This is a genomic window from Marinospirillum celere, assembly GCF_900112235.1.
Classification (GTDB): Bacteria; Pseudomonadota; Gammaproteobacteria; order Pseudomonadales; family Halomonadaceae; genus Marinospirillum; species Marinospirillum celere.
In genome coordinates this window covers 1-21,785 of sequence record NZ_FOLH01000006.1, presented here as the reverse complement: position 1 = coordinate 21,785, position 21,785 = coordinate 1, and the positions used below count along the sequence as shown (strand labels likewise).

Below are 21,785 nucleotides of genomic sequence, written 5' to 3'. Positions count from 1 at the left end.
TAGTGGAGTCAATATGGGTGAACTGAGCGCTGAGCGCCATCAGGCCAATATCCTGATTGTGGATGATGAACCTGCCAATCTGAAACTGCTGGACAAGATGCTGGCCAGTCAGGGTTATGTCAATCGCATTCTGGTTCAGGACCCCCGCGAGGTGTTGCCCAGGTTTGAGCAGGAAAGCATTGATCTGGTGCTGCTGGATATCAACATGCCACATCTGGATGGCTACCAGGTGATGGAGCAGCTGATGGCACTCAATCTGCCGTTATTACCACCGATAGTGATTTTAACCGCCCAGCAGACCAAGGATTATCTGCTGCGAGCGCTGGCAGCAGGAGCCAGAGACTTCATCAGTAAACCCTTTGATCGTAATGAGCTGTTGATGCGGGTTCGCAACCTGCTGGATGCCCATCTGGCCCACCGCATGGTTCAGGATCAAAAGGCGGTGCTTGAAGAAATGGTGGCACTGCGGACCCGTGAGCTGCATCGCTCCCGCTTGCTGGTGGTGCAAACCCTGGGGCGTGCTGCCGAGTACCGCGATGAGGAAACCGGCAGTCACATCCTCAGGATGAGCCACATCTGCGCTGTGCTGGCACGTGGTATTGGCTGGAGTGAGCAGCAATGTGATCTGATCTTGAATGCCAGCCCGATGCACGATGTCGGCAAAATAGCCATTCCGGATGCCATTCTGAAAAAGCCCGGGCGTTTTGAACCAGAAGAGTTTGAAACCATGAAAACCCACGCTGCCCTAGGTGCAGAAATGCTGGAGGGAGATGATTCAGATCTAATGGTTATGGCTCGGACAATTGCCATCAGCCACCATGAAAAGTGGGATGGCAGTGGGTACCCCTATGGGCTGACTGGTGCATCCATTCCTCAGGCCGCTCGAATTGCTGCGCTGGCGGATGTGTTTGATGCGCTGACTTCAGTGCGCCCATACAAAAAAGCCTGGACCGTTGAGGCAGCCGTTGAGTTTATCAGAGAAAACAGCGGCAAACATTTTGATCCAGCGCTGGTCGAGGTGTTTTTACAGCAACTGCCTGAAATACTGGTGATTCGCGATACGTTTATTGGTTAAAAATAAGTGATGAAGCAACGACCCGAGAAAGCAAAAATAATACATACCACAGCAATGCGACTGGGGTTGCTGTATGACGGGCTCTACCCTTCATTGGCTGCTCACCTGTTGTTGGCAGGGTTGCTGCTACTTGTTTCCTGGTCAACCTTGAATGCCACTCTGGCTTTAATCTGGCTGCTGTTGCTGCTGTTGGTGCTTGTCGGTCGGCTATTCAGTGGTTATTGGTATCGTTGTGTCAGCAGCAGCGTGGACTTTGATGTCGAGCGTTCCCTGCGTATCTTTCGTGTGGGTGCCTTTCTGTCCGGATTAACCTGGGGGATCGGTATCTGGCTATTGTTTCCAGCGGATGAGCTGGCCATCCAGGTGTTTTTTGCATTTGTAGTGGCAGGAATGTGTGCTGGTGGCATGACTTCACTGGCACCTGATCGCATCAGTGCCTTATTGCTGATCACTCCGGCATTGTTACCTCTGATCAGTCATTTTTTGCTGCAGGCAGATCCCATGTCACTCAGCATGAGCGGCATGATACTGCTGTTTCTATTATTCCTTGTTGCAACCGGTGGGCGTTTACAAAAAGTCCTGCAGCATAATGATCAACTGATGCGCAGTATCAGTGACAGTGAAGCCCAGTTTCGTGCCCTGGTTGATAACATCCCCGGTATTACTTATCGCTGCCTCGCAGACGAGCACTGGACAATGATTTTCATGAGTGATCAGGTGGATCCTCTGTCAGGATATCCAGCCAGTGATTTCATCAATAATGCTGTTCGCAGTTATGCCAGTGTCATTCATCCGGATGATCGGGCAATGACTGATCGTGTTGTACAGGCGGCCTTGAAAGCAGGTAATGACTGGCAAGTGGAGTATCGGATTGTACATCATGACGGCAGTTTTCGCTGGGCGATGGAAAGAGGTGCTGCTGTCCGAAGCCTGGAAAATGAAGTGATCTGTCTTGATGGTTTTATCCTTGATATCACCGAGCAGAAACAAGGGATAAAGCAGATCAAAAATCAGCTTCGTGCCTTTGCAACCCTGCATGAAATTGTATCAGGCAGTGTCAAGGACCTTCGGCAACAATTGCAGCAGGCTCTACGGCTTGGCTCGGACTATCTGGAACTGGATCTGGGCATTGTCAGTTGCATCAAATCCACAAGTTATGAAGTGTTTGCATGTGTGGCCCCGAAGGAAATGCCGATACACCCTGGGCAGGTGTTTCAAATGGGACAGACCTATTGTGATCTGACTTTGCGTCAAGGGGATCTGGTGGCAGTGGACCATGTGGGTCAGTCAGCTTTTTCTGGTCACCCCTGTTATAAGGAGACCTCACTGGAGGTGTACCTTGGCATGCCTGTTGAGGTGGCAGGCCAGGTGTTCGGTACACTCAGCTTCACTGGCCGGATGCCTCGTGACAAGGCTTTCAGTGATGGGGAGAAGATGTTTGTTCGCTTGCTGGCACGTTGGGTCGGAGCGGTTATAGCCGGTGATCGTGCCGATCAGGCGTTGCAACTGAATACAATACGCCTGCGTGGTCTTTTTGAATTGTCACCACTGGGCATCGCCCTGAATGACTTTGAAACGGGTCGTTTTCTGGAAGTGAATGAAACCCTGGTTCAGGCAGTCGGTTACTCCAGAGCGGAGCTCCTGTCACTCAGCCACCTGGGTCTGACCCCTGGCCACTACTGGAAACAGGAGTCAGTCCAGGTCAAAAAACTATTGGATACCGATCGTTTTGGGCCTTATGAAAAAGAATTTGTCAGAAAAGATGGCAGCAGTTTTCCGGTATTGTTGAACGGCATGCTGGTGGTCGACCCGGATGGGCGCAAACTGGTCTGGTCCATCATTGAGGATATGACGGATCGCAAGCGGATTGAACGGATGAAAGATCAGTTTGTTTCAACGGTCAGCCATGAGCTGCGAACACCGTTGACCTCCATTGCTGGAGCGCTGGGATTGCTTGCCGGTGGAGTGATGGAGCATTTTCCGGAAAAAACCACGCAACTGATTGATATTGCTCACAGCAACAGCAAACGCCTGATCAGTTTGATCAACGATCTGCTGGATATGGATAAACTGCTGGAAGGCCAGATGAAGTTCAGTATCAAGACTCATCCGTTGTTCCCCTTACTGAAGCAATCGATACATGACAATCAACTCTATGCTGATCAATATGCAGTGCAGTTGAAACTTCAAACTGTCGCAGATGCTGATCTCTTGGTACGTGTTGATGAGCAACGCCTGCAGCAGATCATGGCAAATCTTTTGTCCAATGCAGCCAAGTTTTCACCCGCCGGCTCGGAAGTCACTATTGACTTGCAGCTGCTGGATGCCTCAGTGAAAGTTCGTGTCATCGACCAGGGGCCAGGAATACCTGAAGATTTCAGGAGCAGGATTTTTGAAAAGTTCTCCCAGCTGGATGGGAGTTCGGATAGGCTCAAGGGAGGAACAGGGCTGGGATTGGCCATTACTCGTGAGCTGGTGGAGCAGATGGGCGGAAGCATCGGTTTTGATACAGTCACACAGGGTGGAACCTGCTTCTGGTTTGAATTGCAGCGGGTGAGTAGGTTTATCCCCGGTAACAGGATAAAGGAGTAATGATGATGGTACTTCAGCGAATTTTGCTGGTGGAAGACGAGGCGGATATTCAGGCTGTTGCCAGGGTTGCTCTGGAAATGGTGGGAGGGTTTGAGGTTCAGGTCTGCTCATCCGGCCAGCAAGCATTGCAGGAGGCTGAGGCATTCAGCCCGGATTTGCTGGTGCTTGATGTGATGATGCCGGGAATGGATGGCCCTGATACCTTGAAAGCCTTGCGTGAAAGAAGCACGTTGGCAGAAGTACCGGCAATTTTCATGACAGCCAAGGTGCAGCCAGCAGAGGTGGAGTATTACCGCTCACTGGGTGCACTGGGTGTGATTGCCAAACCTTTTGATCCCATGATGCTGGCCAATCAGGTACGACAACTGGTTGAGGAGGGTGCATGAGTGAACAGGTGCTTGCTGAACTGGCGCGGCTAAAGCAGCTGTATCTGGAGCAGTTGCCTGCAACCCTTGAGCAGATACAGCAGCTGGGGCAGCAAATGGCTCAGGCTCCAGCAACCAATCTTGCAGCAGCGCTGCACCAGCGATTGCACGCGCTGGCTGGATCAGCGGGTGTGCATGGCCTCAAGGCGCTTGGTGAGGTAGCCCGCAATCTGGAGTTGCAACTTGCCCAATGGCAGAAAACAACTCAGGAGCAGGCTCCGTCACTGCTGGATCAATCCTGGGTTGAGGGTCTGCAGCTGCTGACCTGTTTACAATCACGGCAAGAAACAGTGCTGGAAGATGGCTTGCTGCTGCGTCCGGTCAGGCAAGAGCAGGATGATGTATGCGTCTGGCTGGTTGAGAGTGATTTGAAAGTGGCTGATGAGCTGGAAGGGCAGCTGATACGTTTTAACTTCAGGTTGCGCCGTTTTGTCAGCCTTCAGGCAGCTTTTGAAGCATCGGAAGAGAGTTTGCCATTGGCGCTGCTGGTAGACTTTTGCTGCTGTTCGGAAGGATGCGCAGTGGATGAACAGGACTGGTGCATCATTAACCAATTGGTTGCAAAGGGTTGTCCGCTGGTGGTGATCAGTGAAAAGGAAGACTTTCAATCTCGCATTCAGGCTTCCAGGGCCAGAGCGGTAGGTTACTTCCTGAAGCCGCTGGATTATCCCTTGTTGATTACACGTTTGAGCCACCTGCTGGATCGGCAGCATGCAGCACCGGCAAGGGTACTGATCATTGATGATGACCAGTTGCTGGCACAGCATTATCGACTGGTGCTTATGGCTGCAGGGATGGATGTTGAGTTGCTGAATGCAGCACAGGAACTGATGAGCGCGCTGGAAGTTTTCCGGCCGGAACTGGTGTTGATTGATCTGCACATGCCTGATTATTCCGGTCCAGAACTGGCTGGGGTCATCCGTCAGCATGAGCAGTGGGCTAGTCTTCCCCTGGTTTATCTGTCGGCAGAAACCAATTTTGAGCAGCGCGTGTCGGCACTGGATCGCGGCGGTGATGATTACCTGATCAAACCCATCAGTAATCGTGAATTGGTCGCAGCAGTTCGCACCCGGATTGATCGGGCTCGTCAGCTTGAATCACTGATCAGCAAAGACAGCCTGACTGGCTTGCTCAAACATGCCAGTATCAAGGAAATCATCGAAGTCGAGGTGGCGCGGGCGCACCGAGATCAGCAACCTGCTTGTGTAGTGATGCTGGATATAGATCACTTCAAGGCAGTGAATGACCGCTACGGCCATGCCACAGGTGATGTGGTGATTCTTTCAGTGGCAACCTTGCTGCGTCAACGGCTGCGCAAGTCGGATTTTCTTGGGCGGTATGGTGGCGAGGAGTTTGCAGTCATACTGCCGAACTGTGATCAGCAGCAAGCTTTCAGGCTGATGGATGAGATTCGAAAGCACTTTTCGACACTGCAGTTCACCCACGAAAACAGTAGCTTTCAATGCACGATTTCCATCGGAATTGCTGTAACCACAGATCATCCTCACGCCAAGGGCGCTGATTTGCTGGTTCTGGCTGATGAAGCTCTCTATCAGGCCAAGGCAATGGGTCGAAACCTTGTGAGGATTCATGCATGAGTGACTCCATGGAAAAGTTCCAGCAACTTCTGCGTGAGATGCGCGACAGCTTTCTGGCCGAGTTACCGGATCGCTGCGAAAAAATTGAAATGCTGATTCTTGATCTTGAGCAACAGGGGAGCAAGGAGTGCTTCAACGAACTGTATCGCCAGGTACATAGTCTGAAAGGCTCCGGTGGAACACATGGATTGCATGTGGTGACACGCATCTGCCATCAACTGGAAAACCTGCTGACTGAATCAGTCAAGAAGGGGTTTGGCAGCCTTCTGGCGACAACAGCACTCAGGTATCTGGATCTGTTGCGCAAGGTTCCTGCACAGTTGACTCAGCAGGATGGCTCGTTGGCTGACCTGGATGCCGAAACGGATCTGATTCGGGCCGAGCTGGGCCGAAGCAGACGCAGGGTACTGGTTGCTGATCCTTCGCGCATGATGAGCAAGGTCTACCATAAAGCAATTGCTGATCAGGATGTAGAGATTACCTTGGTGCATGATGGCCTGGCTGCTCTGACATTGCTGCTGCGGGATGGATACGACCTGGTGATTTTGTCACCGGAATTGCCGGAGCTGAATGGTCTGGCCGTAGCTGCCGCTTTGCAGGCATCAGGTTGCAGTAATGCCCGGGTGCCAATCATTCTGGTGACCAGTCAGAAACTTGCACTGCCAGATCGGGTTCGCATCGACAAGCTGATACCCCGAGATAACAAGCTGTTTGACTCGATCAGGACCCTGATGGTTGATTGACAGTGATCAATCACAAGGAAGGTCTCAACGCAACTCAGGAGGTGTTGATGAAATCACTGAAGATATTGCACAAGGTTTCTTTGCTGGGCCTTGGGGTGTTGGTTCTTGTTTCCTTTGTGCTAATTACAGGTTTGCGCAGCAACTTGCCGAAAGAGGTTTCACGGCTGTTGCTGCTGGAGCAGCAGTCTGATGCGGAGTGGCTGGCAGCTCAGGCGCAATCAGCGCTGTCAGAGCGGCAAAAGGCCTTGCAGTACCTGGCTGAAGTCATGATTGAGAATGATCAATTGCTTCCCGTCAGCCAACTGAACCAGCGCCTGCAATTATCGGTTCCCGGGCGGCAGCTGTTTAATGGTGGGCTTGGCGTGTTTGATATCAATGCCATAGGTATTGCCGAAGCCCCCATCAACAGTAACCGCATCGGGCTGAACATTGCTGATCGTGCGCATGTGCAGCAGGTGAGGGCAACCCTTCAGCCAGTGATAACGCGACCACTGGTCAGTCGTAGTCTCGATCGTCCCAGTTTTTTCATCAATGTTCCCCTGCTGGATTCAAAACAACAGCTGCTGGGCTTTTTGATCGGTGTCACCATCCTTACAGAAAACAACTTCCTGCTCGATGTCGGGCACGACAGTACCGGAATGGGGGGCTTGTTCTATGTGCTGGATGAAACCAATGAACTGATTGTCACTGCCAGTGATCCCTCCCAGGCCATGCAACTGCTGCCGGAAGATGGCATGAATCCGTTGATTGACTCGGTGCGCAGGGGTAATGTCAGTGGGCGTGCCAGACACAAGGATGGTGAGTACTTCATTTTTGCCACGGCCAGTGTGCCGCAGATGAACTGGACCATCGTACGAGCGGTTCCTGAAGCACTGGTGCAACAGCCGATGCAGGAGCTGATCAACAAGCTTTTGAAGGCTTCCGTTATGCTGGTCATTGCCGGTGGCCTGATATTGTTCCTGTTGTTGCACCGACTGCTTGCTCCCCTGAAACAAGCAACAGCAAATATTGATGCCATGTCCGCTGGCCAGCAGCCAGTTGAATTGCTGAAGGTCAAGGGGCAGGATGAAGTGGCTCAACTGGTTGCAGCATTCAACCGGCTGTTTTTTTTACTGGATGAACAACGTCAACGCCTGTCCCTGGCAACATCCAGTGCAGGAGTAGGCATCTGGGAATATCGAGTGGAAACCGGTGAACTGATCTGGGATGAACAAATGTTCAGGCTTTACGGACGGGATGCGGGAGACTTTTCCGGGGCTTATTCCTTCTGGGAGCAAGGGCTGCATCCCGATGATCTGCAGCGAGCCAAAACCGAGCTGCAGCAGTCCATTGATCAACGCCGTGCTTTTGATACCGAGTTTCGGGTATTGCATCCTGATGGCAGTATTCACTGGATCAAGGCCAATGGTCGGGTTCAGCCCCAGTCGGAACAAGGTGATACAAGAGTGATTGGAACCAACTGGGATATCACCGAGCGAAAACAGGCCGAAATTGCCAAAAACCAGTTCATTTCGACCGTAAGTCATGAATTGAGAACACCGCTGACTTCGATCAGGGGGGTTCTGGGGCTGGCGGCTCATGGTCAGTTGGGGGTGATGCCGGATACAGCCCAGCCGATGCTGGAATCGGCGCTGAGAAATGCCGAGCACTTGACCCAGCTGGTCAATGATTTGCTGGATATGGATAAGCTTGAATCCGGAGAAATGCATTTTGAGCTTGTTGAACTTGATCTGCTGGCTTTACTGCGGGAGTCGATCGACAGAAATCAGAGTTTTGCCGATCAGCACCAGGTGACCTTGCGATTGCAGCCAGATGCAGTGTGCACCCCTGTTCTGGCAGATCCCCAGCGGCTGCATCAGGTGATGAGTAATCTGTTGTCCAATGCCATCAAGTTTTCACTCCCGGGAAGCAGGGTGGAGATCCATTTTGAACGGTTTGCTGAGCATGTTCGTGTCAGTGTCACTGATCAGGGGCAGGGTGTACCGGAAGCATTTCGTGATCGAATCTTCCAGCGCTTTGCGCAGGCCGATGCATCAGATACCCGCCAGAAAGGAGGGACCGGACTTGGCCTGGCCATCACACGCGCCGTGATTGAAAAAATGCAGGGCGAGATAGGGTACGAATCCAGTCCAGGTCAAGGCTCAGTTTTTTATTTTACCATTAGTGCTGCAAGAAACCATCCACATAAGGCCTTCTAAACAAAGACGCTGGGAGCACTAAGATTTATTGAAAGTTTTGAGTTTATAGGTATGAGCTGATGATCAAGGCCCTAAATTACTGCCTTAAGCTGAGTAGTTCAATTAACTAGCTCAGCCTAAGGTTGTTGGAAAAACGTTTTTAACGCAGGCCCAGTTCCTCAATGCTTTGATCACGCATCTTGAACTTCTGGATCTTGCCGGTGACGGTCATCGGGAAGTCCTGAGTGAACTTGAAGTAGCGTGGAATCTTGAAGTGAGCAATCTTGCCCTTACAGAATTCACGCATCTGCTCTTCAGTCAGTTCCTTGCCTTCATGGGTCTTGATCCAAGCCATGACTTCTTCACCGTATTTTTGATCCGGTACACCGATGACCTGAACATCGGAAATGTCTGGATGGGTGTAGAAGAACTCTTCCAGTTCGCGTGGGTAGATGTTTTCACCACCGCGAATGATCATGTCCTTAATGCGGCCGGTAATGGCAACATAGCCTTCCTCATCCATCTCGGCCAGGTCGCCGGTATGCATCCATTTGTTAACAATGGATTTTTTGGTTTCTTCTTCGTTATTCCAGTAGCCCAGCATAACACTGTAGCCGCGGGTGCAGAGCTCACCCTTTTCACCGCGTTCAACGACGTTGCCGGATTCGGGGTCGACCAGTTTCACCTCCAGGTGGGGGTGAATGGTGCCGACGGTGGAGACACGCTTTTCAATCGGCGCGTCCATACGGGTCTGGAAGCTGACGGGGCTGGTTTCGGTCATGCCGTAGCAGATGGTGACATCCTTCATGTTCATCTTGTCGATGACTTTTTTCATGACTTCAATCGGGCAGTTGGAACCGGCCATGATGCCAGTGCGCAGATGGCGCAGATCGAATTTTTCAAAATCCGGGTGTTCCAGCTCAGCAATAAACATGGTGGGTACGCCGTAAAGGGTCGTGGCTTTTTCTTCTTCCACAGCCTTTAGGGTCAGCTCGGGATCAAAACCGTCAGACGGGTAGATCATTGTGGAGCCGTGGGTCACACAGCCCAGGTTACCCATTACCATACCGAAGCAGTGGTAGAGAGGCACAGGAATGACCATGCGATCCTTGTGCGTCAAGTTCATACCCTCGCCCACAAAATAGCCGTTGTTGAGGATATTGTGGTGTGACAGGGTTGCGCCCTTGGGTGCGCCAGTCGTCCCGGAGGTGTACTGGATGTTGATGGGGTCATCAAACTGCAGGGTTTTCTGAATATCATACAGCTGGGCTTCAGTCACCTGATCGTACATAGCCATCAGGTCGGACCAGGTATACATGCCTTCGGTGGCCAGGTCATCATTTAGGCAGATAACGCGCTTCAATTCGGGTAATTTGGCCGATTTGAACACCTGAGGGGTGCTGGTTTTTAGCTCAGGAGCGACTTCGCACAGCATTTCTGCATACTTGGAGGCTTTGAATTCGCCTTCAAGGATCAGGGTGCTGGTGCCTGAATGCTTGAGGGCATATTCCAGCTCGTGGGTGCGGTAGCTGGGGTTGATGTTGACCAGGATGGCACCGATTTTGGCGGTCGCGAACTGGGTAATGCACCATTGGGCGTTGTTGGGTGACCAGATACCGACGCGCTCACCTTTTTGTACGCCCATTTTCAGCAGGCCACGGGCACAGCGGTTAACTTCTTGCTGGAGTTCTTTGTAGGTGTAACGCAGTTTTTGATGCCTTGAGATGAGGGCATCATTGTCGGGGAATTCGGAAACGGTTTGATCGAAGAGATCGCCGATGGTCATACCCAACAGAGGTTTGTCGCTGGTTCCGCTGACGTAGCTAGGTTGTTTGCTCATAAACCCACCTTTTGTGTTTGTTGTGTGTTGGTTGTGAGGAGCTGTAGTTGTTATCAGAGTCGCTGGTTGGAGTAACTGCTTTCAGGACGCGTGAATACTTCCCTGTAAGCTCCGTCTGCAACTTCCTGTTGCAGACGGCCTGAAAGCAGTCACATCCACCGCGCTCCTAACTGTAAATTACTAACCTTTTAGTGAAATTATCCTGCTTTTTGTTTTTGGCGTTTGCCGCTGCGGACTTTGTTTAGGGCTTCCAGGCAGCGGTCTTCGGCGTTGTTGAGTTCTTCCTGGAGGCGTTGGATGTCACGCAGTTGTTGGCGCATGTCGGCTTGTTTCTTTTCCAGGATGTTGAGCATGTACAGGAGCTGTTTTTCGTCGCCTTCCGTGGTGGAATCGTACATGTCAAAAAGTTCTTTACTTTCCGCAAGGCTAAAGCCTAGGCGTTTGCCTCTAAGGGTCAGCATTAGGCGGACCCTGTCTTTGGGGCTGTAAATACGGGTTTGGCCCTGGCGTGTTGGGTTGAGTAGACCCTGCTGTTCATAAAAGCGAATGGTTCGAGTGGTAACGTCGAACTCCTTGGCCAGGTCGCTGATACTGTAGGTACGTATTTTGGTTGTAGTGTTCATGATTTTCTTAAGTTGAAAAGGTCTTTTCGCTAACTCTAATCAAGGTTTACGTTTACGTAAAGGAAAATAGCGATTTTTTTAATCAGTAACGATTGACGCGCCGGTAGTTCGCCGGACTAACCCCCATGACTTTTTTGAATAGGCGCGAGAAGTAGTAGCTGTCTTCATAGCCGAGTTGCTCGGCAATGCTGCTGATGCTGGATTCGCCAGTATCTAGAAGATAGCAAGCCCTTTCAATCTTCATGTGGAGGTAGTGTTGGATGGGGGTCTGTCCGGTGAGTTGTTTGTAGCGGGCGATGAAGTGGTAGCGGGAGAGACCGGCGGCTTCGGCGAGGCTGTCGAGGTCGAGGCGGTCTTCGAGGTGAGTACGCATTAACTGATGCAGGCGTTCTAAGTCGAGTTCGGTTTGTTGTTTCAGCTGCACGCCCTGGTGGGAGAGAGGTAGGGCGGTGAGGAGCTGTCTTAGGCGGTTGGCAGCATGAATCAGAGGCTGTTCCCGAAAGCCTGAGTCCTGAACTGACAAGAGGCCGTTGAAGTCAACCAGTAGACGAGGTTGCCGGCCCAGGTGAATGCGACGATTTGAGCCGCTAAAACCCAGGTATTGCTGAAAATAGCTGGCCAGGGGGCCGGTGTAGTGAACCCAGTGGATGGTCCAGGGGTTGTGGTCTGGGGTTTGATAGCGGTGGGGTTCGCCGGTTGGTAATAAAAGAAGATCACCAGCTTCAACCAGAAGGCGCTGACCACCGGTGATGACTTCGGCTTCGCCTTCGGTGCAGTAGATCAGTAATTCATCATCATGACGTTCGCGGTGCATGCTATGACCGCGGGCGCGGCGGTAATGACCAAAAGAAACAGGGTAAAGCTCCCGGGTCAGCGGATGCTTTTCCAGAAGCTTTAAAACCCGGTGAGGGATGATGTAGCGTAGGCTGCCGTCAGGTAGCGGCCAATCGGATGTGGTTGACATCGCAATATAGTCCATCCTTTGAGCAATTTAGTCAATTTACGTGAGCGTCAACTATTGCTAATTTTAATTCCAACCTAGCAGCCGCTCGGTTTTTGTTGAGGCTGTTTGCCTGAGAATTATAACGAGGACAAAGCATGGACTTTAACCTGACAGAAGACCAGATCGCTTTTCGTGATGCGGCCAGGGCCTTTGCTGAAAAATCCATGGCCCCAAATGCTTCCCAATGGGATGCCGAGCATATCTTTCCGGTTGATGTCATCCGTGAAGCCGGTGAAATGGGCTTTTGTGGTATGTACACCCCTGAATCCCACGGGGGAATGGAGCTATCGCGTCTGGACACCAGCGTCATTGTTGAGGAACTGGCCGCGGCCTGTCCTTCAACGGCTGCTTATATCACGATTCATAATATGGTCAGCTGGATGGTGGCTTCCTTCGCCCAGCCCGACGTTGCTGAAGAAATTGCCCCTCGTCTTGCCAGTGGTGAATGGCTGGGGTCTTACTGCTTGACGGAGCCCGGTGCAGGTTCTGATGCGGGCAGCTTGAGAACCAAGGCCACCCGGGATGGTGATCACTATATTATTGAAGGCTCCAAGATGTTTATTTCCGGAGCCGGTTCCACCCATATTCTAGTCGTCATGGCTCGTACAGGTAGCCAGGAAGAAGGTGCTAAGGGGGTTTCAGCCTTTATCGTTCCCGCTGATGAAGCTGGGGTTGAATATGGCAAGGCGGAAGAAAAAATGGGCTGGAACAGCCAGCCGACCCGCCTGATTACCTTTGACAAGGTGCGCATTCCTGCGCGCAACCTGCTGGGCAAGGAAGGTGAAGGTTTCAAATTCGCCATGAAAGGCTTAGACGGTGGGCGTATCAACATTGCCACCTGCTCTGTGGGTGCTGCCCAGGCCGCTTTGCTGCGCTCTCGCGAATACTTGCAAGAGCGTAAGCAGTTTGGACAGGAGTTGGCTAATTTCCAAGCCCTGCAGTTCAAACTGGCAGACATGACCACTGACCTCACCGCTGCACGACAAATGGTGCGCCTGGCTGCTTTCAAACTCGACCAGGGCGACCATGAAGCCACGCTTTATTGTGCCATGGCCAAGCGCTTTGCCACTGATGTTTGCTTCCAAGTCATTGATGAAGCTCTACAGTTGCATGGTGGTTATGGTTATATTCGTGAATACCCCTTAGAGCGGTACCTGCGTGATGCACGGGTCCACCGCATCCTTGAAGGAACCAATGAAATTATGCGCCTGATCGTTGCTCGTCGGGCGCTTGAAGCTGGCGTACTGGAGGCCATTCAATAATGACTGATCTGCTGAAATACGAAAAACGCGGCCATATCGCCCTGATCACCATCAACAACCCACCGGCCAACACCTGGAATGAAGAATCCTTGTCTGGCCTGAAAAAGCTGGTCGAAGACCTGAATGCCGACCTGGACATCTTTGCCCTGGTCATAACGGGTGAAGGCGAAAAATTCTTCTCAGCCGGTGCTGATCTCAACAAATTTGCTGATGGCGATAAAGCCGTTGCCCGCGACATGGCCCGCCACTTTGGCCTAGCCTTTGAAGCCCTGACTAACTTCCGTGGTGTCTCCATCGCTGCTATCAACGGCTATGCCATGGGTGGTGGCCTGGAATGCGCCCTCTCTTGCGATATTCGTGTCGCGGAAGAACAGGCCCAAATGGCTCTGCCCGAAGCCAAGGTCGGCCTCCTGCCCTGTGCGGGTGGCACCCAAAACCTACCCTGGCTGGTGGGTGAAGGCTGGGCCAAACGCATGATCCTCTGCGGCGAACGCCTGAAAGCCGACAAAGCTTTGGAAATCGGTCTGGTTGAAGAAGTCGTGCCTACAGGCAAGGCGCTGGAAAAGGCCCTGGAATTGGCAGAAATGGCCTGTCAGCAATCACCTTCTTCCATTGCCTCCTGCAAAACTCTGGTTATGAATGCCCGAGATGCTAAAGGCCATGACGAAGGCTGGCGCTTGGAGCGTGAACTCTTTGTCGACCTCTTCGATACCGAAGACCAAAAAGAAGGCGTCCAGGCGTTTTTGAACAAGCGCCAGGCTGAGTGGAAGAACAGGTAAGAGGTTCCAGTGGCGAGGCATGCACTTGTCAGGCGAACTGATGCAGGAACGAGGTGCTGCAAGGTCAGGCTGTCTGCAACAGGAGGTTGCAGTCAGAGCTTACAGGGATGTATTCATGCGTCCTGACCTGTAGTGCCTCGTTCCGGATTTGCCTCAGGGCTGCCTTGCAAAAGCGAGCAGCTATTTGAAAGTAGCAAGAAGAAAATGTTAACAACCAAGAGAGCTAGCCATGACAACTGATTTACCGGTAATTTTCAGCGAACTGCCGCTTAACAACGGCCAGTTGCTGGGGGTGGCGACTCTGAATGCGCCCAAAGCCCTCAATGCCTTGTCGCTGGAAATGATCGAGCAGCTGCTGCCCAAATTCCGCAGCTGGGCCGATGACAAGCGTATTGCCGCTGTCTGGCTGGAAGGGAGTGGCGACAAGGCCTTCTGTGCGGGTGGCGATATCGTCGCTCTCTACCGGTCGATGACGGAATATTCGGGTGGTGGTGATCCAGCCAAAACCAACGCCTATGCCGAAACCTTTTTCTCCACCGAATACCGCCTTGACTACCTGATCCACACCTACCCCAAACCCTTGATCGTTTGGGGTAACGGCATCGTCATGGGCGGTGGTATGGGCCTGATGGCTGGTGCGGCCTACCGAGTCGTTACCGAAAATTCGCGCCTGGCCATGCCGGAAATCACCATCGGCCTCTACCCGGATGTCGGCGGTAGCTGGTTCCTCAACCACATGCCCGGCCGCACAGGCCTCTTCCTCGGCCTGACCGGAGCTAACATCAACGCTGCTGATGCGCTATTTACCGGCCTGGCCGACCGCTTTATCACCCACGAACACCGTAATCGGGTACTGGGTGCGCTGGAAGAAGCCGGTTGGGAAGACCCTTGGAAAACCGTTAATCAAACCCTGCGTGAATTTGAAGAACCCTGCTTGGCAGAACTGCCGGATTCACCCGTCCAGGATCACTACCAGCAGATTCAGTACCTGACTGATGCAGATTCGCCGTTGGAACGAATTAAAAAAATCACCAGCTACCAGGGCGATGACAAGTGGTTGAATCGTGCGGTATCCACCCTGGCGGCGGGCTCGCCTACTTCCATGCTGTTGATACAAGAACAACTCAGGCGCACTCGCCATGCCTCTTTGAAAGAAGTCTTTCAGCAGGAGCTGACGGTTTCCGTGAACTGTGCTCTGAAAGGGGAATTTGCTGAAGGTATCAGAGCGCTTTTAATCGACAAAGACAAAAAGCCCCGCTGGCGCTACCCAACAGCAGGCAGCGTGGAACAGCAGTGGGTTGATAGCTTTTTTGAACCGCTTTGGGGGATTAATCCGTTGAATGACCTCTGAGCGTGAGGCCGGGAGTCACTGGGAAAAGAGTAAAGCAATTACAGGACGCGTGAATACGTCCCTGTAAGCTCCGGCAGAATTCACTCCTGATGAATTTCTGCACTTCCTACATCCATGTAGGTCGGCCACAACTGTATGTTGGGAAAGGCCTGAATTGCTTCACGCCTTTCCCCTTGAAGTAGTCACATTCATTACACACGAACTAGTAACCGGAGAAAAACAATGACAAAAATCGCATTTATCGGTCTTGGCAATATGGGTGGTCCCATGGCGCAAAACCTGGTTAAGGCAGGCCATGACGTGACTGGCTTTGACCTGAGTGATGCTGCGCTGAAAGAACTACAAGGTGCCGGTGGCAAAACCGCTACTTCAGCGGCTGAAGCAGCCAAGGGTGCAGAAGTGGTGGTATCCATGCTGCCCGCCAGCCAGCACGTGGAAAGCCTTTACCTGGGTGCTGAAGGTCTGTTCAGCCAACTGCCTGCTGGAACCCTGGTGCTGGATTCCTCAACTATCGCCGCTGACACGGCACGCAAGGTCGCTGCAGTTGCTGCTGAAAAGAAAATCCGCTTTATGGATACTCCGGTTTCCGGTGGTGTCGGTGGTGCCAAAGCCGGCACCCTGACCTTTATCTGTGGTGGTGATAAAGAAGCTTTTGATCAAGCCAAACCTATTCTCGAACCCATGGCTAAAGCTACTTTCCACGCGGGAGATGCCGGTGCTGGTCAGATTGCCAAAATCTGCAACAACATGCTGCTGGCCGTACTCATGGCAGGGACGACTGAATCCCTGGCGATGGGCGTCAAAAATGGCCTGGATCCAGCGGTGCTCTCCGAAATCATGAAGCAAAGCTCGGGCGGCAACTGGACCCTTAACGTCTACAACCCCTGGCCTGGCGTGATGGAAGGCGTGCCTTCATCCAACAACTACCAGGGCGGCTTCCAGGTTGACCTGATGGCCAAAGACCTGGGGCTGGCGCTGGATACTGCTGTTGCCAGCAAATCCTCCGTTCCCATGGGCAGCCTGGCGCGCAACCTCTTCGCTTTGCATGCCCAAAAAGGCAATGGCGGCCTGGACTTCTCCAGCATCCAGAAGATGTTTGCTGAGTAAGGGGTCGGCCAGGCGTGAGCGCTATGACAAGGGAGATCTGTTTTTCGGCGCGCTCGGCTTTCCTTGCCTCAAGCGCCGCGCTGCGCAGTCCCTGCTACGCTGGCAACAGACACCCTTGTCGCGCTTTGGTACTAGCCGCCTTGGGTGGTCACGGAAGGGCAAGACGTTGTGGTCGGAGCTTACAGGGATGTATTTACGCGTCCTGACAGGTAATGCCCTGCCCTTGAGGCCAGAGGCTAGCCGAAGCACAGCCAATCATTTACGTCAAAACAAAAACAAAACAGAGACGAGGTTCACATGCAACAAGCACAAGACGCACGTGAGCGTGCATTGAAAAACCCGGAGAGTTTCTGGGCCGAGCAGGCCGATCAAATTGCTTGGTACAAGAAGCCAACCCAGATTCTCAAGGAAAACGCCGATGGGACTCACCAGTGGTATGCCGATGGTGAGCTGAATTCCTGTTATCTGGCGCTGGATCGCCATGTCGAAGACGGCAAGGGTGATCGCATTGCGCTGATTTATGATTCGCCGGTGACAGATACCAAAAAAACCTTCACCTATAATCAGTTGTTGGAAGACGTCAAGCGCTTTGCTGGTGCGCTCAAGGCTCAGGGCATTGGTAAGGGCGATGGGGTCATTATCTACATGCCCATGGTGCCGGAAGCAGCCATTGCCATGCTCGCCTGCGCGCGTCTGGGCGCAGTGCATTCAGTGGTTTTTGGCGGTTTTGCACCCCATGAGTTGGCAGTGCGTATTGATGACTCCAAACCCAAGGTGGTGTTGACGGCTTCCTGCGGCATTGAATTTACCAAGGTGATTGAATACAAGCCGCTGGTCGATGCCGCGATTGAAGAAGCCACTCATAAGCCAGAAAAAGTCATTCTGTTGCAGCGCCCGCAAATTAAGGCGCAAATGCAAGCAGGCCGGGATCTGGACTGGTTTCAAGTGCAAGAGGATGTAACGCCCGCTGAGTGTGTCTCGGTGGCGGCTACAGACCCGCTGTATATCATGTATACCTCCGGCACCACCGGCAAGCCCAAGGGCGTGCTGCGTGAGAATGGCGGCCATGCCGTGGCGCTGAATTTTGCCCTGCGCAATGTCTATAACATGCAGGATGGCGATACCTGGTGGGGTATTTCTGATATTGGCTGGGTGGTTGGCCATTCCTTCATCGTTTATGGCCCACTGATGGGTGGTTGCACCAGCATCTTCTACGAAGGTAAGCCAGTACGCACACCGGATGCTGGGGCCTTCTGGCGGGTGATTCAGGAATACGGTGTCAACGGCATCTTCTGTGCACCTACCGCTTTCCGTGCTATTCGCAAGGAAGACCCGGAAGGTGAGCTGTTCCGCCAATATGATGTCTCTTCGCTCAAGCATATTTTTGTTGCTGGTGAAAAGCTGGATTCACCCACTTACCACTGGCTCCACGAAATGTCTAAAAAGCCAGTGTTTGACCACTGGTGGCAAACCGAAACCGGCTGGCCGGTAACGGCACCGCTAACCGGCATGGGCGAGGGTGATCTCCGCGTGGGCTCTACTAACCGGGGTGTACCTGGCTATGATGTTCAAGTCTTGCGTCCAGATGGTTCCCAGGCCGAGCCAGATGAAATGGGCTCCATTGCAATCAAGCTGCCCTTGCCGCCGGGTGTGGCTCAAACCCTTTGGGGTGACCATGAGCGCTATCTGAAATCCTATCTGAGCACCTTTAAGGGCTACTACCACACCGGGGATGGCGGCTATATCGACCAGGAAGGCTTTGTTTACATCATGGGCCGTACTGATGATGTGATTAATGTCTCCGGTCACCGCCTTTCTACGGGGGAAATGGAAGAAGTGGTAGCGACCCATCCGGCAGTGGCGGAATGTGCGGTCATTGGCGTTTCTGACGAGCTGAAGGGCCAGTTACCGGTGGGGTTGATTCTACTCAAGGATGGGGCGGACATCAGCCATGAGCAGCTGGAGAAGGAGCTTATTGCCCTGGTACGTGAAAAGATTGGTGCGCTGGCTTGTTTCCAGAAAGCGCTGGTGGTCAAACGCTTGCCGAAAACCCGTTCTGGGAAGATTCTGCGTGCGATTCTGCGCAAAATTGCCGAGGGTGAAGACTATGCGCCGCCTTCAACGATTGATGATCTTTCCATTTTGCCGGAAATTGGTGAAGCGTTGGATCAGGCAGGCATTACTAAATCCAAGGTGAATTAACAAAAATCGCAAAAAAGTCAAAAAACCCTCTTGTCGATCCTGTTGATATGGTTTACGTTTACGTCAAGGTCATTTAAGACTGGTTCGACAAGCTCAGTAAGACTAGCTGCAACAAAAACAACAGGGCTTAAGCCCACAGCAAGAGGATTCACTATGAGCCAGGAGTTCGTGTTAGAAACGCGAGGTCTGACTAAAGAGTTTCGCGGCTTCACAGCTGTTGACTCAGTAGACCTGCAGGTTGAGAAGGGTACGATTCATGCCCTGATTGGTCCTAATGGTGCTGGTAAAACCACGGTCTTCAACCTCCTGACAAAATATCTGCCCCCCACCCGTGGAGAGATTCTTTACCAGGGTGAGTCGATTACCAAACTCAAATCCAACCAAATCGCTCGTAAGGGCCTGGTCCGCTCTTTTCAGATTTCTGCTGTGTTTCCACACATGACAGTATTGGAAAACGTGCGGGTGGCCTTACAACGCCCCATGGGTAACTCCTTCCACTTTTGGAAACATGAGCGGGTGTTGGACAAGCTCAACGATCGCGCTATGGAGCTTTTGGAGTCTGTAGGTCTGGAGGAGTATTCCAACACTATTACTGTTGAGCTGCCCTATGGCCGCAAGCGGGCTTTGGAGTTGGCAACCACCCTGGCCATGGAGCCCACTGTGATGTTGCTCGATGAACCAACCCAGGGCATGGGTCATGAAGACGTTGATAAGGTCGTTGAACTGATTCGCCAAGCGGCAGTAGGGCGTACGATTCTGATGGTTGAGCATAACCTAGGCGTGGTCAGTAAACTCTGCGACAAGATTACCGTTCTGGCGCGTGGTGCTGTCCTGGCTGAAGGCGATTATGCCAACGTTTCCCAAAATCCCAAGGTGCGTGAAGCCTACATGGGCAGTGAAGATGCTGAAGTGAAGGGGGCCCACTGATGAGTAAGGCTTACGAACAACTGCGTATTACCGATCTGCATGCCTACTATGGGGAATCCCATATCCTTCACGGTATTGATCTTCAGATCAATCGTGGTGAACTGGTGACCTTGCTGGGTCGTAACGGTGCCGGACGTAGTACCACCCTCAAATCCATTATGAACATGGTTGGACGTCGTACTGGTTCCATCATGATCAATGGTAATGAAACCATTAATACAGCGCCTCATCATATTGCCCGTTTGGGTGTGGGTTACTGCCCGGAAGAGCGCGGTATTTTTGCCAGCTTAAGCGTGGAAGAAAACCTCTTGTTACCACCCACGGTTCGCAGCGGCGGTATGAGTCTGGATGAAATCTATGACATGTTCCCCAACCTGTATGAGCGTCGCAGAAGTCGCGGTACTCAGCTATCCGGTGGTGAACAGCAAATGCTGGCCATGGCTCGTATCCTGCGCACTGGAGCCAATATGCTCCTGCTGGATGAAATCACTGAAGGTCTGGCTCCGGTTATCGTCCAAAAATTGGCTGAAGTGCTTAACAAGCTTAAAGCCAAAAATCTGACCATTCTTTTGGTTGAACAAAACTTCCGTTTTGCAGCCCCGATTGCTGATCGCCATTACATTATGGAGCACGGTCAGATCGTCGAAGAAATCAAAAAAGAAGAGCTGGAAAGCAAACAGGACATACTGAACACCTATCTGGGCGTGTAGCGCCTGGATAACCCGAACACGGATTTTAACTAGCCAAAAGGCTATTCACGGATGAAAAACCAACAAGCAAAACAAAAACAAGAGCCTGCAAGGCATCGGAGAAAAACAATGAAACTGATGAAAACTGCATTAACGGCAGCAATCGCAACAGCTATGGGCATGAGCGCAGCTCAGGCTGAAATCTCTAATAATGAAATTCGCATCGGCTATCTGGCAGATATGTCTGGTATTTACCGGGATCTGGCCGGGCCAAATGGTTTGACTGCTCTGCGTATGGCTGTTGAAGAATTTGGTGGCTCCATTAACGGTGCCAATATACGCATTCTCAGTGCTGATGACCGTAACAGTCCTGACGTAGCTTCCAGCACCGTGCGTCAGTGGGTTGAGCGGGATAATGTTGATATGGTTCAGGGTCTGGTGGCTTCTTCGGTGACCATTGCTGCCACGCGGGTTATGGATGGTACTAACACCCTGGGTCTGGTTAACGGTTCTGCAGCTTCCAGTATCACCAATGAACACTGCACACCTAACCACATCCACTGGACTTACGACACCTATCCACTGGCTAATGGTACTGCAGCAGCTGTTGTAGCTGAAGGTGGTGAGAGCTGGTTCATGCTAACCGCTGATTATGCTTTCGGTCATGCCCTGGAAAACGATGTACGTAACGTTGTAGAAGCCAATGGTGGCACTGTAGTAAACACGGTTCGTCACCCACTGGGAACCAGTGACTTCTCTTCTTACGTTTTGCAGGCTCAATCCTCTGGTGCTCAGGTTGTTGGTTTAGCCAATGCCGGCGGTGACACCGTTAACTCTATCCAAACCGCAGGTGAGTTTGGTCTGGCCCAAGCCGGTCAAACGATTGCTGCTCTGCTGCTCTTCCTGAATGACGTTCACGCCCTGGGCACTCAAACCGCTCAAGGCATTCAACTGACCACTGGCTGGTACTGGGATATGGATGAAGATGCACGTGCTTGGGCTGATCGCTTCTATGATCGCACTGGCGCTCGCCCTTCTATGGTTCAAGCCGGTATCTACTCCAGCACCATGCACTACTTGAAAGGTGTTGAAGCGACTGGCAGTGACAAAGCATCAGTTGTTCGTGAATGGATGGCTAACAACGAAATCAACGACATGTTCGCCAAAGGTGGTTATGTCCGCGAAGACGGCCGCATGGTTCACGATATGTACCTGGCCGAGGTTAAAACACCTGCAGAATCTTCTGGTGAGTGGGATCTGTACAAGATTGTTCGTACCATCCCAGGTGATGAAGCCTTCCGTCCGCTTTCACAAAGCCAGTGTCGTCTAGTCAACAACTAAGTTGAATTAAGCTTCTGCTGATTTAGAAAATAAGAAACAAGCGGGGCCTTT

The 21,785-nt window shown here is 52.1% G+C and carries 16 protein-coding genes and 1 pseudogene; 14 read left to right on the top strand and 3 right to left on the bottom strand.

The features are described 5' to 3' along the window. Positions 1–13 precede the first annotated feature (13 nt). From BM185_RS12975 to BM185_RS12950, 6 genes are read left to right on the top strand one after another with little or no spacing between them, the layout of a single operon-like run. On the top strand, positions 14–1,075 hold the full coding sequence (locus BM185_RS12975; protein ID WP_177203566.1) for an HD domain-containing phosphohydrolase: 1,062 nt from the start codon (positions 14–16) through the stop codon (positions 1,073–1,075). Between the two features lie 9 nt (positions 1,076–1,084). After that, positions 1,085–3,667, top strand: a complete 2,583-nt coding sequence (locus BM185_RS12970; RefSeq protein WP_091964619.1) for a PAS domain S-box protein — start codon at positions 1,085–1,087, stop codon at positions 3,665–3,667. Beyond that, positions 3,667–4,053 carry a response regulator gene (locus tag BM185_RS12965; RefSeq protein ID WP_245751769.1) on the top strand — a complete coding sequence of 129 codons (387 nt, stop codon included), beginning with the start codon at positions 3,667–3,669 and terminating at the stop codon, positions 4,051–4,053. Before BM185_RS12970 ends, BM185_RS12965 begins: the two co-directional genes overlap by 1 nt. Further along, positions 4,050–5,690 (top strand): diguanylate cyclase, encoded by a 1,641-nt coding sequence (locus BM185_RS12960; RefSeq protein ID WP_091964614.1) that lies wholly within the window; start codon positions 4,050–4,052, stop codon positions 5,688–5,690. The genes BM185_RS12965 and BM185_RS12960 overlap by 4 nt, the downstream gene beginning before the upstream one ends. After that, on the top strand, positions 5,687–6,433 hold the full coding sequence (locus BM185_RS12955) for a response regulator (RefSeq protein ID WP_091964612.1): 747 nt from the start codon (positions 5,687–5,689) through the stop codon (positions 6,431–6,433). Before BM185_RS12960 ends, BM185_RS12955 begins: the two co-directional genes overlap by 4 nt. Before the next feature lie 47 nt (positions 6,434–6,480). Beyond that, the gene (locus BM185_RS12950; protein WP_091964610.1) at positions 6,481–8,631 is read left to right on the top strand and encodes a sensor histidine kinase; all 2,151 of its coding nucleotides are present in this window, start codon (positions 6,481–6,483) and stop codon (positions 8,629–8,631) included. A gap of 139 nt (positions 8,632–8,770) precedes the next feature. Here the strand turns inward: BM185_RS12950 and BM185_RS12945 are convergent, their stop codons facing one another. From BM185_RS12945 to BM185_RS12935, 3 genes are all read right to left on the bottom strand, one after another. Next, entirely contained in the window at positions 8,771–10,450 is a 1,680-nt protein-coding gene (locus BM185_RS12945) for an AMP-binding protein (protein WP_091964608.1), read from the bottom strand. Between the two features lie 197 nt (positions 10,451–10,647). Then, positions 10,648–11,073 carry a MerR family transcriptional regulator gene (locus tag BM185_RS12940; protein WP_091964606.1) on the bottom strand — a complete coding sequence of 142 codons (426 nt, stop codon included), beginning with the start codon at positions 11,071–11,073 and terminating at the stop codon, positions 10,648–10,650. Between the two features lie 82 nt (positions 11,074–11,155). Then, positions 11,156–12,037, bottom strand: coding sequence for an AraC family transcriptional regulator (locus BM185_RS12935; protein WP_091964604.1), 882 nt, complete (start codon positions 12,035–12,037; stop codon positions 11,156–11,158). 134 nt (positions 12,038–12,171) lie between these two features. On the opposite strand from BM185_RS12935, the gene BM185_RS12930 reads away from it, so the two are divergent. The 8 genes and pseudogenes from BM185_RS12930 (at position 12,172) to BM185_RS12895 (ending at position 21,734) form a co-directional block, all read left to right on the top strand. Continuing rightward, positions 12,172–13,338: an acyl-CoA dehydrogenase family protein gene (locus tag BM185_RS12930; RefSeq protein ID WP_091964602.1), complete on the top strand. Its 1,167-nt coding sequence runs from the start codon at positions 12,172–12,174 to the stop codon at positions 13,336–13,338. Then, positions 13,338–14,117, top strand: a complete 780-nt coding sequence (locus BM185_RS12925) for an enoyl-CoA hydratase (protein WP_091964600.1) — start codon at positions 13,338–13,340, stop codon at positions 14,115–14,117. The genes BM185_RS12930 and BM185_RS12925 overlap by 1 nt, the downstream gene beginning before the upstream one ends. 229 nt (positions 14,118–14,346) lie before the next feature. Beyond that, complete coding sequence (locus BM185_RS12920) at positions 14,347–15,468, top strand: enoyl-CoA hydratase/isomerase family protein (protein WP_091964598.1); 1,122 nt, start codon at positions 14,347–14,349, stop codon at positions 15,466–15,468. Positions 15,469–15,690: 222 nt separating this feature from the next. Continuing rightward, complete coding sequence (mmsB, locus tag BM185_RS12915; RefSeq protein ID WP_091964596.1) at positions 15,691–16,575, top strand: 3-hydroxyisobutyrate dehydrogenase; 885 nt, start codon at positions 15,691–15,693, stop codon at positions 16,573–16,575. Positions 16,576–16,851: 276 nt separating this feature from the next. After that, positions 16,852–18,777 (top strand): annotated as a pseudogene (locus tag BM185_RS12910) (propionyl-CoA synthetase); the annotation flags it as partial. A gap of 153 nt (positions 18,778–18,930) precedes the next feature. After that, entirely contained in the window at positions 18,931–19,704 is a 774-nt protein-coding gene (locus BM185_RS12905) for an ABC transporter ATP-binding protein (protein ID WP_091964592.1), read from the top strand. Then, positions 19,704–20,414, top strand: a complete 711-nt coding sequence (locus tag BM185_RS12900; protein WP_091964590.1) for an ABC transporter ATP-binding protein — start codon at positions 19,704–19,706, stop codon at positions 20,412–20,414. Before BM185_RS12905 ends, BM185_RS12900 begins: the two co-directional genes overlap by 1 nt. Before the next feature lie 108 nt (positions 20,415–20,522). Further along, on the top strand, positions 20,523–21,734 hold the full coding sequence (locus BM185_RS12895) for an ABC transporter substrate-binding protein (RefSeq protein WP_091964588.1): 1,212 nt from the start codon (positions 20,523–20,525) through the stop codon (positions 21,732–21,734). Positions 21,735–21,785 lie beyond the last annotated feature (51 nt).

Excerpts from the sequence above, each read along its gene's own strand:
- BM185_RS12975 (WP_177203566.1), top strand. The coding sequence starts at position 14 with ATGGGTGAACTGAGCGCTGAGCGCCATCAGGCCAATATCCTGATTGTG.
- BM185_RS12970 (WP_091964619.1), top strand. The coding sequence starts at position 1,085 with ATGAAGCAACGACCCGAGAAAGCAAAAATAATACATACCACAGCAATG.
- BM185_RS12965 (WP_245751769.1), top strand. The coding sequence starts at position 3,667 with ATGATGATGGTACTTCAGCGAATTTTGCTGGTGGAAGACGAGGCGGAT.
- BM185_RS12960 (WP_091964614.1), top strand. The coding sequence starts at position 4,050 with ATGAGTGAACAGGTGCTTGCTGAACTGGCGCGGCTAAAGCAGCTGTAT.
- BM185_RS12955 (WP_091964612.1), top strand. The coding sequence starts at position 5,687 with ATGAGTGACTCCATGGAAAAGTTCCAGCAACTTCTGCGTGAGATGCGC.
- BM185_RS12950 (WP_091964610.1), top strand. The coding sequence starts at position 6,481 with ATGAAATCACTGAAGATATTGCACAAGGTTTCTTTGCTGGGCCTTGGG.
- BM185_RS12945 (WP_091964608.1), bottom strand. The coding sequence starts at position 10,450 with ATGAGCAAACAACCTAGCTACGTCAGCGGAACCAGCGACAAACCTCTG.
- BM185_RS12940 (WP_091964606.1), bottom strand. The coding sequence starts at position 11,073 with ATGAACACTACAACCAAAATACGTACCTACAGTATCAGCGACCTGGCC.
- BM185_RS12935 (WP_091964604.1), bottom strand. The coding sequence starts at position 12,037 with ATGTCAACCACATCCGATTGGCCGCTACCTGACGGCAGCCTACGCTAC.
- BM185_RS12930 (WP_091964602.1), top strand. The coding sequence starts at position 12,172 with ATGGACTTTAACCTGACAGAAGACCAGATCGCTTTTCGTGATGCGGCC.
- BM185_RS12925 (WP_091964600.1), top strand. The coding sequence starts at position 13,338 with ATGACTGATCTGCTGAAATACGAAAAACGCGGCCATATCGCCCTGATC.
- BM185_RS12920 (WP_091964598.1), top strand. The coding sequence starts at position 14,347 with ATGACAACTGATTTACCGGTAATTTTCAGCGAACTGCCGCTTAACAAC.
- mmsB (WP_091964596.1), top strand. The coding sequence starts at position 15,691 with ATGACAAAAATCGCATTTATCGGTCTTGGCAATATGGGTGGTCCCATG.
- BM185_RS12905 (WP_091964592.1), top strand. The coding sequence starts at position 18,931 with ATGAGCCAGGAGTTCGTGTTAGAAACGCGAGGTCTGACTAAAGAGTTT.
- BM185_RS12900 (WP_091964590.1), top strand. The coding sequence starts at position 19,704 with ATGAGTAAGGCTTACGAACAACTGCGTATTACCGATCTGCATGCCTAC.
- BM185_RS12895 (WP_091964588.1), top strand. The coding sequence starts at position 20,523 with ATGAAACTGATGAAAACTGCATTAACGGCAGCAATCGCAACAGCTATG.